We start from the raw sequence: 14,861 nt of genomic DNA on the forward strand, positions 1-14,861 counted from the left end.
CTACTTAGCTTCTAGTTCAAAGCGATAACCTTGCCCGCGAATGGTGCTGATCAGCTTAGCTTGAGTGTATTGCGTTAACTTTTTACGTAAGCGTGAAACGATAACCTCAATATTGTTTAGCTGAACATTTTCACCCTGCGCATAAAGGGAATCTGCGATTTGTTGCTTAGATACGATTTGTAAGCAATGGCGAATTAAGTACTCGAATATTTGAAATTCTAAGGCTGTAAGTTCAATCAGAGCATCATCGTAACTGATACGTTTGGCTTGAGTGTCTAAGGTGAGCGATTGCGCTTTGATTTGGGAAGCGGCAAACCCTTGATTGCGACGAACAAGCGCCTCAAGGCGAGCGTGTAGCTCTTCAAATTGGAAGGGCTTGGTAAGGTAATCATCAGCCCCGGAGTTAAGCCCTTCTACTTTATCTTGCCAGTTGCCACGTGCGGTTAAGATTAATATTGGGACTGCAATTTCTTTACGACGTATTTGCTTGATCAGCGTAATGCCATCAAAGTCAGGGAGGCCAAGGTCAATGATCATCACATCTGTATTGGACTGTTTTTGAATCGTTTGTAAACACGCAGAAGCTGTTCTATCTGCATGAACAGTATGTCCTTGCTCACTGAGCTGAGAAGATAGGTGGTGATTCAATATTTCATTATCTTCAACCAAAACAACCAGCATGTAATATCCCTATCTACAATAATATTCAACCAGATAGAGCTTACACTAGCTTTGGATAAAAAAAAGGGAGAAGCCAAAGCTTCCCCCTTAATATTTATTCCAAATTGGTTTTACTTCTGCAGTAAAGAAATATCAGCAATCTGTAGGAACAGGTTACGTAGGTTGTTCAGTAGCGTTAGACGGTTCTTCTTAAGCGCTTCATCATCAGCCATAACCATTACGTTATCGAAGAATGCATCAACGGGTTCACGTAGATCAGCAAGCTTGCTTAGGGCTTCTTGGTAGTTGCCTGTTGCGAATGCTGGTTCTAGTGCTTCTGTCATTACTTCAACGTTCTCAGCCAGAGCTTTCTCTGCGTCTTCTTGAAGAAGAGTTAGGTCGATTTCTGCTGGTAGTTCGCCATCGAATTTCGCAAGGATGTTACCTACACGTTTGTTCGCTGCTGCTAGAGCTTCTGCTGCTTCCAGTTCACGGAAGTGAGAAACCGCTTTAACACGTTGGTCAAAGTCAGCTGGCTTAGTTGGACGACGTGCTAGTACCGCTTGGATGATATCAACGCTGAAACCAACATCTTGGTACCATGCGCGGAAACGACCTAGCATGAAGTCGATAACGTCAGCTTCAACATTGTCGTTAGTTAGCTTGTCGCCTAGTAGCTCTTTCGCTTTACCGATTAGATCGGTTAGGTCTAGGTTGTAGCCGTTTTCAACGATGATACGTAGCACACCTAGTGATGCACGACGTAGAGCGAATGGGTCAGAACCTTTTGGAGCTTGGCCAATACCGAAGATACCTACAATAGTGTCTAGCTTGTCTGCCATTGCTACTGCTGATGAAATACCAGTGCTTGGTAGTGTGTCACCCGCGAAACGAGGCATGTACTGCTCGTAAAGTGCTAGTGCTACTTGCTCGTCTTCACCATCGTGAGTCGCGTAGTGCATGCCCATCACACCTTGAGTATCCGTAAACTCGAATACCATAGATGTCATTAGATCACACTTAGCCAGTAGGCCAGCACGCTTAGACTTTTCAACGTCAGCATCGATTTGCTCAGCAATGTAGCCAGCAAGCTCTGTGATGCGATCGGTTTTGTCTTTGATAGTACCTAATTGCTTCTGGAAGATAGCTTGGTCTAGTTCAGCAAGACGGTCGATCAGCGGACGTTTGCGGTCTGTGTTGAAGAAGAATTCAGCATCAGCAAGACGTGGACGTACAACCTTCTCGTTACCTTCGATTACGTGACGAGGCTCTTTAGACTCGATGTTCGAAACGAAGATGAAGTTTGGCAGAAGATTTTTATCAGCGTCATACACTGGGAAGTACTTCTGGTCGCCTTTCATGGTGTAAACCAAAGCTTCAGAAGGCACTTTTAGGAACTCTTGCTCAAACTTAGCAGTAAGCACCACTGGCCATTCAACCAAAGAAGTAACTTCTTCAACAAGGTCATCTTCTAGGTCTGCAATACCACCAACTGCGTCAGCTGCTTTTTTAGCATCAGCAAGAATGATCGCTTTACGCGCATCGTAATCTGCCATTACTTTACCGCGCTCTTCTAAGATCGCAGGGTATTGGTCAGCAGAGTCGATTGTGAACTCTTGTTCGCCCATGAAACGGTGGCCACGGATAGTACGAGCAGAAGCTACGCCTAGGATTTTGCCTTCAACAAGCTCATCACCTAGTAGTACTGTCAGTGTTTTCACTGGACGGATAAATTGAATGTCTGAGTTACCCCAGCGCATTGCTTTAGGAATGGGTAGGCCAGCGAGAGCTTTTGCAGCGATGTCCATCACCAATTCTTGAACAGGTTTGCCAGCTACTTCTTGTTTGAAAAGAAGCCACTCGCCTTTGTCTGTTTTCAGGCGGTCAGCTTGCTCAACAGTAATACCGTTACCACGAGCCCAACCTTGTGCAGCTTTAGTCGCGTTGCCTTCCGCATCGAATGCGACAGAAATTGCAGGACCGCGCTTCTCAACGACTTTGTCTGCTTGGCCTTCAGCCAGTGCCGTCACTTTAAGTGCTAGACGACGAGGTGCTGCGTACCACTTGATGCCTTCGTGAGAAAGCTCAGCCGTTTTAAGACCCGCTTCAAAGTTAGAAGCAAAGGCTTCTGCTAGAGAACGAAGTGCTGTTGGTGGAAGCTCTTCCGTACCTAGTTCAATTAGAAAATTCTTCGCCATGATTATTTATCCTTCTTACACATTGGGAAGCCAAGCGCTTCACGTGACGCGTAGTACGCCTCTGCAACAGCTTTAGTCAGGTTGCGGATACGAAGGATGTAACGTTGACGCTCTGTTACAGAGATAGCTTTACGCGCATCAAGGATGTTGAATGCGTGACCTGCTTTCAGAATGCGCTCGTAAGCTGGAAGCGGCAGTGGCTTCTCAAGCTCAAGTAGCTCTTTACACTCTTTTTCGCACTGGTCGAAGAAAGTGAATAGGAAATCTACGTCTGCGTGCTCGAAGTTGTATGTTGATTGCTCAACTTCATTTTGGTGGAAGATATCACCGTAAGTCACGTTAGAACCGTCTGGTGCTACGTTCCATACAAGGTCGTAAACAGAGTCTACTTCTTGGATGTACATTGCTAGACGCTCGATACCGTAAGTGATCTCGCCCGTTACAGGCTTACACTCAAGACCGCCAACTTGTTGGAAGTAAGTGAATTGAGTCACTTCCATACCGTTTAGCCATACTTCCCAACCAAGACCCCATGCGCCTAACGTTGGGTTTTCCCAGTTGTCTTCTACGAAGCGAATATCGTGAACAAGTGGGTCGACACCAAGAACTTCAAGCGAGCCTAAGTACAACTCCTGGATGTTATCTGGAGAAGGTTTTAGAGCTACTTGGAATTGATAGTAGTGCTGCAGGCGGTTCGGGTTTTCACCGTAACGACCATCAGTCGGACGACGAGAAGGTTGAACGTATGCCGTAGACATTGGCTCTGGGCCAAGTGCTCGTAGACATGTCATTGGGTGAGAGGTGCCTGCACCTACTTCCATATCTAGAGGTTGAACAATGGTACAACCGTTTTGAGCCCAGTAATCCTGCAGCGCGAGGATCATTCCCTGGAAGGTTTTGATATCGTATTTTTGCATAGTCAGGTTCGCGCGATTCTTTTAAATGAATGAGAAAAATAACCTCTGAGTATACCGAGATATTCGTAAAGCGAGTAGGGGTAATCTTGTTTAATTAGTGGTCTAAAATGTCGTTTAGTGGATTTTTTTGCCTTTAATGTTTGTTTTTCGGCACAAGTGGATATTTTGATAAGTTTGACACTTGTGTTTGAAAGCGTGGGTGATTAAAATCTCGCGGTCTTTGGGGAGTAGCTTACTTATTCATATCCTATTGAATGAGTTCGTTCGTCAACATAATTGATGCAAAATCATCATGGCGTTCGAGGCAACCACCACCTTGGTGGCGCTTAGCAAGACCTTAGACAAGCATCGTGAACCGGGATGGGGCGCGAGGTTTGTCTTTGGTTAAATATAATAATCTCCATCCCAAATGAGCATGTCGTGAGCGTTTTAGCAATTTCAATTACAACTGTCGCCTTAGCCGAGATCGGTGATAAGACCCAGTTGCTATCCCTTTTATTAGCCAGTCGATATCGAAAACCGATACCTATCATTGCGGCTATCTTCTTTGCCACCATTGCCAATCATGCCCTTGCTGCATGGCTCGGGGTTGTGGTCGCCGACTATCTTTCACCTGAAGTATTAAAGTGGGTGCTGGTGGTCAGTTTCATCGCTATGGCGGGCTGGATTCTAATTCCGGATAAGTTGGATGACGATGAGCAGATCTCGAATCGAGGCCCGTTTGTCGCCAGTTTCATCGCCTTCTTCATTGCTGAGATCGGTGATAAAACCCAGATTGCGACCTCTATTCTAGGGGCTCAATATTCTTATGCATTAACCTGGGTGATTCTGGGTACTACGATCGGTATGTTGCTGGCGAATGTGCCTGTGGTGATCATCGGTAAACTGTCTGCGGATAAGATGCCTCTTGATCTGATTCGTAAGATCACAGCCTTGTTATTCGTGGGTTTAGCTATCGCAGCAGCGTTCTATTAAGCGGTAGTATTGAGCCTTATTATACTCAATCAGTAGAGTAATGTGTTGTAGGTCATACTCTTACAGTATTGTGGGGTTTATCGAGCGAATGGACATATAACTGTCATACTTGTCATGATATTTTAATCTTGTGAGTTAAGAACACGAGGGCATGATTATGTTGACGCGTTATATGGGTATTACTCCACAAAGCCAAAGTTATCTATTTACCTTTGGTCTTGCACTTACACTACTAGGCATGGTGTTGACGGACATGTGGCTACCAATGGTGGCTGGTTCGATGATCATGACCGGGCTTGCGGTAGAAGCTTGGATTCGGGTTGCGCATATTATTCCTATGCGAAAAGATATCCGAGAAATTCAGCATCAGCTTGAGTATCTGCAAAACAAGTCTAGAAGCGAATAAACAAAAAGCCGCTCGTACTCTGAGTTCTGTTTAAGAACATAAGGTACGAGCGGCTTTTTTGATACTTGATAGTCGGTGGGGCGTTACGCCTCCAATCCCTTTCTGATCAAATACTGGTAAGGCAACGTTTCTGTCGCTTGGCCTACCAACTGGTGATCCATGAATCGACAAAAGCTCGGAATATCACGAGTTGTCGAAGGATCGTCAGCTTTTACCAGTAACACATCGCCATCCTGCATGTTTCTAATTGTCTTCCTGACCATCATTACTGGCTCTGGGCAACGCAGGCCTTCAGCTTCTAAAGTGTGGGTTGCCAGTTCAGGTTTGAATGTCATGGTTTGTATCTCTATATCTATCTAACGAGTGAATAATACGTCTGCAGAAAAAATATGCAATAAGTGCTTGGCAAACGGAACCATTTCCTATAACTTAATTAACAAGTTGATAACAACTTAAATCAAAAGCAACTAGCTAAGGAGTGGCGATGTTGACAGGATTAGATAGATTAACAATTTATTCAGTTCTCTGTTTTATTTCTTTTTGTGCGTTAGTACTACGCTCATCGACAGAGACCTCTCTAATGCCAATTTTTGGCATAGTAGCAACGATTATTGGTATTTGGGTAGAGATGCGCCGTTGGCAAGGCATAGCCGAGGAGCAAGAGCACTAACCTGAATACAGCAAGCAAATTCCAATACGACAACATTCCGACACTATCCCCAGATTTTCTTGGGCTTCCCCGCGTAATTGCGGGATTTTTTTTATCTAAAGCATGCTATAAACAACTTAGTGACCAATGATAATTGTATACAGCTAGGTAAGTGGCGTGGAATTAGAAGACATCTATCGTAGAGACCTGAATTTACTGGTCGCCTTAAAGGTATTGATTGAAGAGGGCAGTGTTAGTCAAGCTGCGCTTCGTCTTAACCTAAGCCAGTCGGCAACCAGCCGAGTATTAGGCCGCTTAAGAGAACTACTCAATGATCCCCTGTTTACACGCCAAGGTCAGCACCTTATTCCCACTAAGAAAGCTCTCGAGATCAGCCAGCGCATTGATCAGCCTTTAGAATCATTCCGTCAGTTGCTTAGTCCGAGTGATTTCGATCCTTACTATTGCAGTGAGCGTTTTTTAATTGCGACCACTGACTACGCGATGCAAACTATCTTGCCTTATGCTCTGCCGAAGATTTATGAGCAAGCGCCGAACATCTCTTTGGAGTTTGCACCATTGCAGCATGAGCATTTGTTTAAACAGCTCAGCACCGAACGTGTCGATATGGCGATTTGTCGCCCGAGTGGCAGCATTGCACCACTTCATCAAGAGGTATTGGGGCCGGTCGGTGTGTCGTGCCTGTTATCTAAGAATCACCCATTAGCCGATAAGCCTTTAAGCCTTGAAGACTATGTATCACTCCCGCACGCGATGATTGCGATCAGTGATGGTGTTAAGGCTTTATTAGACAACGCGTTAGCCAATCAACAGCCTCGTAAAATGGTGTTGCGTGCTTATCACCTTGAAGCGGCATTGGCGATTGTCGATAGAATGCCGTTGGTGATTACTGTGCCTGCTGATTTGGCTTATTTGGTGGCGGAGCGTTATGACTTGGTTGTTAAGCCATTACCATTTGAATTTATGCCGTTTGATTACTCACTGATCTGGCACTCGCGTTGCGATTCTTCTGCCTCGCAACAATGGTTAAGAAGAGTAGTAAAAGAAGAATGTGGTGAGCTGATTCAGAAGCGTATTGCGGATGTAGGTTTGGGTTAGGCTTTGTATTGAATAGCAAACAGAAAAAAGGGCTGATCGTGATCAGCCCTTTTGTTTTGCGTGTTAAGTGATTACAGCTTGATAACTACACGACCAGTAATTTGACCGTTAGTGATGTCTTCCGCAGCTTGAATTGCGCCATCTAAAGACACTTCTTTAGTCGCTTGGCCGTAGAAAGACTCAGGTAGTAATTCAGCCAGTTGTTCCCACGCTTTAATACGTTTTTCACGAGGGCACATTACTGAATCCACACCTTGTAGACGAACGTTACGTAGAATGAATGGCATTACCGTAGTTGGTAAGTCAAAGCCGCCGGCTAGGCCACACATTGCAACCGCGCCGTTGTAATCAATTTGCGCCAATACTTTAGCAAGTACCTTGCTACCTACTGTATCGATAGCACCAGCCCACAGTTGTTTCTCAAGTGGTTTCGCTGGTTCTTCTAATTCAGCACGCTCTACAATGCGTGTTGCACCTAGTGATTTTAGAAGCTCGCCATTTTCTGAAGCTCGGCCAGTAACCGCTGCTACTTTGTAGCCTAGTTGGTTTAGTAGCGTAATAGACACGCTGCCTACGCCGCCACTAGCACCCGTTACTAGGATTTCACCGTCTTCTGGTTTGATGCCTGCATCTACGATAGCTTGCACACAAAGCATAGCGGTGAAGCCAGCTGTACCAATCGCCATGACTTTCTTGGCGTCAAGACCTGCAGGCATTGGCACTAACCAGTCACCATTTAGGCTAGCTTTCTCAGCCATACCGCCCCAGTGGCCTTCACCAACACCCCAACCCGTCAGAACAACTTCGTCGCCTGCTTTGTAGCGCGGGTCATCAGATTGTGAAACCACACCAGAAAGGTCGATACCAGGAACCATAGGGAAGTTGCGAACAATGCGCCCTTTACCTGTTATCGCCAAACCATCTTTGTAGTTCAAAGAAGAGTAGCTCACATCAACCTTCACGTTACCTTCTGGTAATTGAGACTCATCAATTTGAGAAACTGATGCGATAGTTTTTTTGTCTTCTTGGTTTAGTACAAGTGCTTTAAACATGATCTGCTCCGTAGGAGGAATATTAGGAAACTGAAGTAACTTTAGTTGAATCATCCGAGAAAAAATAATGAAACATCAACATTGAATATATGCGTTTTGTGCATAGATGTCAGTGTTGGTTTTTCTCTCGCTGAGTTCGCTGAACGCAATCGATGCATTGTTGGATGCCAAGTAATAAAAAGTGCAGCTATATAAATATAGCTGCACAAAAGATTACCCTACAAGTATTACAACCAGTGATCGCTATGGGCGTTCAAATACCGTTGCAATACCTTGGCCTAAACCAATACACATGGTCGCCAAGCCGTATTTCACGTCTTGCGCTTCCATCAGGTTGATTAGCGTCGTCGAGATACGAGAACCAGAACAACCCAGTGGGTGACCGAGTGCAATCGCACCGCCGTTAAGGTTAACTTTCTCGTCAACTACATCCAATAGACCGAGATCTTTAGCACATGGCAGAGATTGAGCAGCGAACGCTTCGTTGAGCTCAATAACGCCCATATCTTCAATGGTTAGGCCTGCACGTTTAAGTGCTTTTTGGGTTGCTGGTACTGGGCCGTAACCCATGATTGAAGGATCGCAGCCTGCGATAGCCATAGACTTCACGCGAGCACGAATCTTAAGGTCAAGTGCGTTAGCTTTCTCTTCGCTCATGATAAGCATTGCAGAAGCGCCATCAGACAGAGCTGATGAAGTACCTGCTGTTACTGTGCCGTTTGCTGGGTCAAACACCGGACGAAGCTGAGATAAGCCTTCAACTGTTGTCTCTGGGCGAATGACTTCGTCGTAATCCAGAGTGAACAGAGAACCGTCTGCAGCGTGAGCTTCGGTTGGTAGGATTTCATTTTTGAAACGACCTTCAACTGTAGCTGCTTGAGCGCGAGCATGTGAGCGCGCTGCGAATGCATCTTGGTCTTCACGGCTAATACCGTGCATTTTACCTAGCATCTCAGCGGTTAGACCCATCATGCCGGCCGCTTTCGCTACGTGTTTTGACATGCCAGGGTGAAAATCAACACCATGGTTCATTGGTACGTGGCCCATGTGCTCCACACCACCAATCAGGCAGATTTCAGCATCACCAACCATGATAGAGCGGGTTGCATCATGCAGAGCTTGCATAGATGAACCACATAAACGGTTGACCGTCACAGCACCAATCTCAATCGGTAGACCAGCAAGCAAAGCAGCGTTACGTGCAACGTTGAAGCCTTGCTCTAGTGTTTGTTGTACACAACCCCAGTAAATATCTTCAATTTCGACAGGGTTTACTTCTGGGTTGCGCTCTAAAATGCCTTTCATCAAATGTGCCGACAGGTCTTCAGCACGAGTGTGACGGAAAGCTCCACCTTTGGAACGTCCCATTGGGGTACGAAGGCAATCAACAACAACTACATTTTTCATTTTGCTATTCCTTTTCCAAATGTGGGTTACAGAGAACTGGCTTGTTGGCCGTCGTAAAAGCTTTCGCCTTTCGCTGCCATATCAAGCAATAGTTGAGGAACTTGGTACATTGCACCTAAGTCTTGGTAGTTCTTCGCCATTTCAACGAAGTTACCAATACCCACACTGTCCAAGTAGCGGAATACGCCGCCTCTGAATGGAGGGAAGCCTAAACCGTAAACCAGTGCCATATCCGCTTCTTGCGGTGTCGCGATGATGCCTTCTTCTAAACAAAGCACCACTTCGTTGATCATAGGAATCATCACACGTTGGATAATTGTCTGGTCATCAAAGTCTTGTGGCTGTTGGCATACGTCAGCCAAGATAGGAAGAATGTCTTCAGAGAAGTTTTTCTTAGGACGACCGCGTTTGTCTACGCTGTACGTGTAGAAACCGCTGCCGTTCTTCTGGCCGTATTTTTCAGCGACGTAAAGTGCGTCAATAGCATCACGACCTTCTTTACCCATACGCTCTGGGAAACCTTGCGCCATTACTGCTTGTGCATGATGTGCTGTGTCTAAACCTACAACGTCTAGCAAGTAAGCAGGGCCCATTGGCCAACCGAACTTACGCTCCATGACTTTATCGATCTTAGTGAAGTCAGCACCGTCACGTAGCAACATGCTGAAACCGCCAAAGTAAGGGAAAAGTACACGGTTAACGAAGAAGCCTGGGCAATCATTAACAACGATAGGGGATTTACCCATCTTCGCTGCGTAAGCAACCACACGATTAATGGTTTCTTCTGAAGTATGCTCGCCACGGATGATCTCAACCAAAGGCATGCGGTGTACTGGGTTAAAGAAGTGCATGCCACAGAAGTTCTCTGGGCGCTTCAAAGATTTCGCTAACAGGTTAATCGGAATCGTTGAGGTGTTTGATGTTAGAACCGTGTCTTCACCAACCAAACCTTCCACTTCGCTCAGTACCGCTGCTTTTACTTTAGGATTCTCTACAACCGCTTCCACAATCACATCTGATTGCTCAACACCTGCATAATGCAGACTTGGAGTAATAGAGGACAGAATACCTGCCATCTTGAATCCATCTAGGCGACCGCGTGATAAGCGTTTATTCAATAACTTAGAAGCTTCGTTCATACCAAGATCTAGAGACGCCTGTGCGATGTCTTTCATCATCACTGGCACACCTTTCAATGCTGACTGGTAAGCAATACCGCCACCCATGATGCCAGCACCAAGTACTGCCGCGCGTTCAGTTGCTTTATTCGCAGACTTACCAGCTTGTTTTGCTAAGCCTTTAATGTATTGGTCATTAAGGAATAAGCCGACCAATGCTTTTGCTTCTTCAGATTTTGCTAGCTTAACGAAGTGTTTACGCTCTATATCCAATGCAGCATCACGATCGCTACGTGCTGCTTCTTCGATAGCGATAACCGAAGTGATTGGTGCTGGGTAATGAGGCCCTGCTTTTTGAGCAACTAAGCCTTTCGCCATGGTAAAGCTCATCATCGCTTCTAGTTTGCTTAGTGAAAGTGCTGATGTTTTTTGTTTACGACGTAGCTGCCAATCGAGTTTCTCATTGGCTGCTAGAGAAACAGTGTTGATTGCCGACTCTAGTAACTGGTCTGTTTCAACAATCGCATCTAACAAGCCAACTTTAAGTGCTTCATCTGCACGGCATGCTTTGCCTTGCGTGATAATTTCCATTGCACTGTCAGCACCGATAACACGTGGCAGGCGCACACAACCACCAAAGCCAGGCATGATGCCAAGTTTGGTTTCTGGTAGACCTATGCTAGTGGTCTTGTCACCGATACGGAAATCGGTAGCGAGTACACATTCACAGCCGCCGCCAAGGGCATGGCCACGCATCATTGAAAGAGTTGGGACAGGAAGGTCTTCGAGCTTGCTGAAGATTGAATTAGCGAATCTTAACCATTCATCAAGTTCTGCTTCTGGCTTAGCAAATAGGCCAAGAAATTCAGTGATGTCTGCGCCCACAATGAACGCGTCTTTGTTTGAAGTTAAGATTAAACCACGTAATCCTGCGTGAGCATTAAGGGCATCTAACGCTTTATCTAGTGATTCTAAAGTTGCAAGGTCGAGTTTGTTTACAGATGCCGGTGCACAGAAGTTTAATTCCGCAATACCATCTTGTAATTCCTTTACCTGTAGGGTGTTAGCTTGGTAAATCATTGTCTATCTCCATGACATACAATCCACGATTGTTTGAGAGAATCTTGTTATCTTTCTATTATTGTAGAGAACCTGGTAAGACCAGTTATTCTAGTCTGTACCTCTGCTTGATTAATTTCAATACATTTTTTAAACAATTGTTTAACATTGTGCGACAGCACAGATCCTCTAACCCTTATTATTCACGCGTGATACACTTCGCCGCTCTTATTAATTAAGTTAACGATATGAATGAACAGCCCTATTTAATACCGTCAGCGTCGGCTCTGTTTGAAGAAGAGATAAAGAAGAGCGTCTTCATTACTCATCTTGCTCATACTCCAAGTGTAGAAGCTGCTAAACAGTTCGTAGAACAGGTAAAAAAAGAGCATTCATCAGCGCGACATAATTGTTGGGGTTTTGCTGCAGGGCGACCTGAAGACTCAATGCAATGGGGCTTTAGTGACGATGGAGAGCCATCTGGTACTGCGGGTAAGCCTATCTTGGCGCAACTGTCTGGTTCTGGTGTTGGTGAACTGACGGCTGTTGTTACTCGTTATTCTGGCGGAATCAAGCTTGGAACGGGTGGCCTAGTAAAGGCTTACGGTGGTGGAGTGCAACAAGCTCTCAAGCTGCTTCAAACTATCGAGAAAAAAATAACCACAAAATTACGGCTAGAGTTAGACTATGGTTTTGTGCCAATCGCGCAATCCATTATGGCTCAGCATCAGGCTGTTGAAGTCCAAGCGGATTATGGTGTTCAAGTTGAGCTTATTATTGAAATAGAGCTCCTTCAGGTAGATTCGTTTACCCAAACCATGATCAATAAAAGCGGTGCTAAGGCACTGGTAACGAAAGTCAAAGACAACTAGGAAGTGTGAAGCATTTCGCTTCGTTCAATAGCTCATGCAATTTCGCTCAATCATTCGAATCGTCGGATTATTATTAGCACTTTTTAGTGTATCAATGCTCGCACCTGCGCTCGTCGCACTGATCTATAGAGATGGTGCGGGTGTGCCATTTGTGACGACTTTCTTCGTTCTATTATTTTGTGGAGCAACTTGCTGGTTTCCAAACCGACGCTATAAACATGAATTGAAGGCGCGAGATGGCTTTCTCATTGTGGTGTTGTTCTGGACGGTAATCGGTAGTGCTGGTGCGTTGCCGTTTTTGATCGCGGATAATCCGAGCGTTTCCGTTACTGATGCCTTTTTTGAATCGTTTTCTGCATTAACAACGACAGGTGCAACCGTAATTGTTGGCCTCGATGATCTCCCTAAAGCAATTCTATTTTACCGCCAATTCCTGCAATGGTTTGGTGGTATGGGTATCATCGTATTGGCGGTAGCCATCCTTCCTGTTCTGGGCATCGGTGGTATGCAGCTATATCGTGCTGAAATACCGGGTCCAGTAAAAGACAGTAAGATGACCCCGCGTATTGCTGAAACGGCAAAAGCGCTCTGGTACATCTATTTAAGCTTAACTATTGCTTGTGCGATGGCATTTTGGCTTGCAGGCATGAGTTTCTTTGATGCCATCAGTCATAGTTTCTCAACTATTGCGATTGGTGGGTTCTCGACTCACGATGCAAGTATGGGTTATTTCAATAGCCCTGCTATCAACATGATTACGGTCGTGTTCCTTCTTATATCTGCATGTAACTATTCTCTTCACTTTGCGGCATTTGCTTCTGGTGGCGTGCATCCTAAATATTACTGGAAAGACCCTGAGTTTCGCGCTTTTATCTTTATTCAAGTCGTCCTGTTCTTAGTTTGTTTCTTATTACTGCTGAATCATCACTCTTACGATTCGTATTATGATGCTTTCGATCAAGCCTTGTTCCAGACAGTATCTATTTCAACAACCGCAGGCTTCACCACCACCGGTTTCTCTGAGTGGCCGCTATTCTTACCTGTGTTGCTTCTGTTCTCTTCTTTTATAGGTGGTTGTGCAGGTTCAACGGGTGGCGGTATGAAAGTCATTCGAATATTACTGCTTACTTTACAGGGTGCTCGTGAAATGAAGCGTCTTGTTCACCCGCGTGCTGTCTATACCATCAAGGTTGGTGGTTCGGCGCTACCACAACGTGTCGTTGATGCGGTTTGGGGCTTCTTCTCTGCATACGCATTAGTTTTTGTGGTTTGTATGTTGGCTCTTATTGCTACGGGGATGGATGAGCTAAGCGCTTTCTCTGCTGTAGCTGCAACATTGAATAACCTTGGTCCAGGCTTAGGTGAAGTGGCAATGCACTTCGGCGATGTGAATGACAAGGCCAAATGGGTGTTAATCGTATCCATGCTGTTTGGCCGTTTAGAGATATTCACATTATTAATTTTATTGACCCCTACGTTTTGGCGTAGCTAAGGACATATTGTGGCAAAAGCTCTATTTTTGTATTCAAGCCGTGAAGGGCAGACCAAGAAAATCTTGAACTATATAAAAGAAGAAATGAATGAGTTCGAATGTGAGCTTCAAGATCTGCACACTGTTAGTAATGTCGACTTTGCTCAATACGACAGAGTGTTGATTGGTGCATCTATTCGTTACGGCCACCTTAATAAGAAGCTATACCAGTTTATTGATGCCAATCTTGCTCAGCTGCAATCAAACAAGGTCGCTTTCTTTTGCGTTAACTTAACCGCTCGTAAAGAAGACCAAGGCAAAGATACCCCTGAAGGCAGCGCTTATATTAAGAAGTTCCTTCTTAAGTCCCCGTGGCAACCTACTTTGATCGGTGTTTTTGCTGGCGCCCTCTATTACCCTCGTTATAACTGGTTCGATAAAACCATGATTCGCTTCATTATGAATATGACAGGTGGAGAAACGGATACAACCAAGGAAGTTGAGTACACGAACTGGGAAAAAGTCTCTTTATTCTCTAAGAAACTGCAAGAGATGTAAGAGAAAAGCCTACTTTTGAGGCGTTTTGTGCTCTTTTTAATCGAACGAATAAAAAAACGAGAAAAACTTCAAAAAGGGCTTGCCAGTGTGATCGAAATCTCTATAATGCCACCTCGCTGACACGGGATGGCTTCGAAGCTTAGGTTTCAAAAGCGAAAACGAATCAGCAGGTCAAATTAGCCAAGCTAAGCGCTTGAAAAAAGTTTTGAAAATAGTGGTTGACACTAAAACTTAAATCGCTAAAATGGCCGTCCGATTTGAGCGAAGCTCAAAAAGGAAAAGCTCTTTAACAATTTAAACCTATCAATCTGTGTGGGCACTCGTTGATGAATATCAAAACGTTTTATCCTTTGGGTAAAACAGTTACTTCGGTAACAAACTTGATTTCAATGAACTGAGT

General features: G+C 44.9%; 14 protein-coding genes and 1 riboswitch. Of the genes, 7 read left to right on the forward strand and 7 right to left on the reverse strand.

Going from position 1 to position 14,861, the window contains the following annotated elements; all coding sequences use genetic code 11:
• The 3 genes from AB4180_RS15595 to glyQ all read right to left on the reverse strand — a co-directional run bounded on the left by AB4180_RS15595 (window position 1) and on the right by glyQ (window position 3,775).
• The gene (locus tag AB4180_RS15595) at window positions 1-681 is read right to left on the reverse strand and encodes a response regulator transcription factor (RefSeq protein ID WP_102249198.1); all 681 of its coding nucleotides are present in this window, start codon (window positions 679-681) and stop codon (window positions 1-3) included.
• Window positions 682-791: 110 nt separating this feature from the next.
• Window positions 792-2,858 carry a glycine--tRNA ligase subunit beta gene (gene glyS / locus AB4180_RS15600; protein WP_102249199.1) on the reverse strand — a complete coding sequence of 689 codons (2,067 nt, stop codon included), beginning with the start codon at window positions 2,856-2,858 and terminating at the stop codon, window positions 792-794.
• A gap of 2 nt (window positions 2,859-2,860) precedes the next feature.
• Window positions 2,861-3,775 carry a glycine--tRNA ligase subunit alpha gene (gene glyQ, locus AB4180_RS15605; protein ID WP_009848159.1) on the reverse strand — a complete coding sequence of 305 codons (915 nt, stop codon included), beginning with the start codon at window positions 3,773-3,775 and terminating at the stop codon, window positions 2,861-2,863.
• 210 nt (window positions 3,776-3,985) lie between these two features.
• A riboswitch (yybP-ykoY riboswitch) is annotated at window positions 3,986-4,161 on the forward strand.
• A gap of 34 nt (window positions 4,162-4,195) precedes the next feature.
• Between glyQ and AB4180_RS15610 the strand changes: the two genes are divergently transcribed.
• Window positions 4,196-4,750: a TMEM165/GDT1 family protein gene (locus tag AB4180_RS15610; RefSeq protein ID WP_102249200.1), complete on the forward strand. Its 555-nt coding sequence runs from the start codon at window positions 4,196-4,198 to the stop codon at window positions 4,748-4,750.
• A 151-nt stretch (window positions 4,751-4,901) separates the two neighbouring features.
• Entirely contained in the window at window positions 4,902-5,156 is a 255-nt protein-coding gene (locus AB4180_RS15615; RefSeq protein ID WP_198592242.1) for a hypothetical protein, read from the forward strand.
• Window positions 5,157-5,239: 83 nt separating this feature from the next.
• Here the strand turns inward: AB4180_RS15615 and tusA are convergent, their stop codons facing one another.
• Window positions 5,240-5,491, reverse strand: coding sequence for a sulfurtransferase TusA (gene tusA / locus AB4180_RS15620; protein WP_004736675.1), 252 nt, complete (start codon window positions 5,489-5,491; stop codon window positions 5,240-5,242).
• Window positions 5,492-5,640: 149 nt separating this feature from the next.
• On the opposite strand from tusA, the gene AB4180_RS15625 reads away from it, so the two are divergent.
• Both AB4180_RS15625 and AB4180_RS15630 read left to right on the forward strand, forming a co-directional pair.
• On the forward strand, window positions 5,641-5,826 hold the full coding sequence (locus AB4180_RS15625; RefSeq protein WP_004736674.1) for a hypothetical protein: 186 nt from the start codon (window positions 5,641-5,643) through the stop codon (window positions 5,824-5,826).
• A 156-nt stretch (window positions 5,827-5,982) separates the two neighbouring features.
• Window positions 5,983-6,924 (forward strand): LysR family transcriptional regulator, encoded by a 942-nt coding sequence (locus AB4180_RS15630; RefSeq protein ID WP_012602956.1) that lies wholly within the window; start codon window positions 5,983-5,985, stop codon window positions 6,922-6,924.
• A 71-nt stretch (window positions 6,925-6,995) separates the two neighbouring features.
• Here AB4180_RS15630 and AB4180_RS15635 read toward each other — a convergent pair whose 3' ends face one another.
• The 3 genes from AB4180_RS15635 to fadB form a co-directional block, all read right to left on the reverse strand.
• Window positions 6,996-7,976: an MDR family oxidoreductase gene (locus tag AB4180_RS15635; protein ID WP_017103120.1), complete on the reverse strand. Its 981-nt coding sequence runs from the start codon at window positions 7,974-7,976 to the stop codon at window positions 6,996-6,998.
• A 243-nt stretch (window positions 7,977-8,219) separates the two neighbouring features.
• A complete protein-coding gene (gene fadA / locus AB4180_RS15640; RefSeq protein WP_102249201.1) occupies window positions 8,220-9,383 on the reverse strand; it encodes an acetyl-CoA C-acyltransferase FadA in 1,164 nt (387 codons plus the stop codon).
• Window positions 9,384-9,409: 26 nt separating this feature from the next.
• Window positions 9,410-11,581, reverse strand: coding sequence for a fatty acid oxidation complex subunit alpha FadB (gene fadB / locus AB4180_RS15645; protein ID WP_102249202.1), 2,172 nt, complete (start codon window positions 11,579-11,581; stop codon window positions 9,410-9,412).
• 227 nt (window positions 11,582-11,808) lie between these two features.
• Here fadB and AB4180_RS15650 point away from each other — a divergent pair, with 227 nt between their 5' ends.
• From AB4180_RS15650 to hemG, 3 genes are read left to right on the forward strand one after another with little or no spacing between them, the layout of a single operon-like run.
• Window positions 11,809-12,432, forward strand: a complete 624-nt coding sequence (locus tag AB4180_RS15650) for a YigZ family protein (RefSeq protein WP_009848168.1) — start codon at window positions 11,809-11,811, stop codon at window positions 12,430-12,432.
• A gap of 34 nt (window positions 12,433-12,466) precedes the next feature.
• Entirely contained in the window at window positions 12,467-13,924 is a 1,458-nt protein-coding gene (locus AB4180_RS15655) for a TrkH family potassium uptake protein (RefSeq protein WP_017096585.1), read from the forward strand.
• 9 nt (window positions 13,925-13,933) lie between these two features.
• Entirely contained in the window at window positions 13,934-14,461 is a 528-nt protein-coding gene (gene hemG, locus AB4180_RS15660) for a menaquinone-dependent protoporphyrinogen IX dehydrogenase (RefSeq protein ID WP_065104235.1), read from the forward strand.
• The last annotated feature ends 400 nt before the right edge of the window (window positions 14,462-14,861 follow it).

The sequence above is a fragment of the Vibrio sp. 10N.286.49.C3 genome (genome assembly GCF_041469545.1).
Lineage (GTDB): Bacteria > Pseudomonadota > Gammaproteobacteria > Enterobacterales > Vibrionaceae > Vibrio > Vibrio tasmaniensis_A.

Bases quoted from the DNA above. Each gene is read 5' to 3' on its own strand.
- AB4180_RS15595 (WP_102249198.1), bottom strand. From the start codon at position 681: ATGCTGGTTGTTTTGGTTGAAGATAATGAAATATTGAATCACCACCTA.
- fadB (WP_102249202.1), bottom strand. From the start codon at position 11,581: ATGATTTACCAAGCTAACACCCTACAGGTAAAGGAATTACAAGATGGT.
- AB4180_RS15650 (WP_009848168.1), top strand. From the start codon at position 11,809: ATGAATGAACAGCCCTATTTAATACCGTCAGCGTCGGCTCTGTTTGAA.
- fadA (WP_102249201.1), bottom strand. From the start codon at position 9,383: ATGAAAAATGTAGTTGTTGTTGATTGCCTTCGTACCCCAATGGGACGT.
- AB4180_RS15655 (WP_017096585.1), top strand. From the start codon at position 12,467: ATGCAATTTCGCTCAATCATTCGAATCGTCGGATTATTATTAGCACTT.
- glyS (WP_102249199.1), bottom strand. From the start codon at position 2,858: ATGGCGAAGAATTTTCTAATTGAACTAGGTACGGAAGAGCTTCCACCA.
- tusA (WP_004736675.1), bottom strand. From the start codon at position 5,491: ATGACATTCAAACCTGAACTGGCAACCCACACTTTAGAAGCTGAAGGC.
- AB4180_RS15635 (WP_017103120.1), bottom strand. From the start codon at position 7,976: ATGTTTAAAGCACTTGTACTAAACCAAGAAGACAAAAAAACTATCGCA.
- AB4180_RS15625 (WP_004736674.1), top strand. From the start codon at position 5,641: ATGTTGACAGGATTAGATAGATTAACAATTTATTCAGTTCTCTGTTTT.
- glyQ (WP_009848159.1), bottom strand. From the start codon at position 3,775: ATGCAAAAATACGATATCAAAACCTTCCAGGGAATGATCCTCGCGCTG.
- AB4180_RS15615 (WP_198592242.1), top strand. From the start codon at position 4,902: ATGATTATGTTGACGCGTTATATGGGTATTACTCCACAAAGCCAAAGT.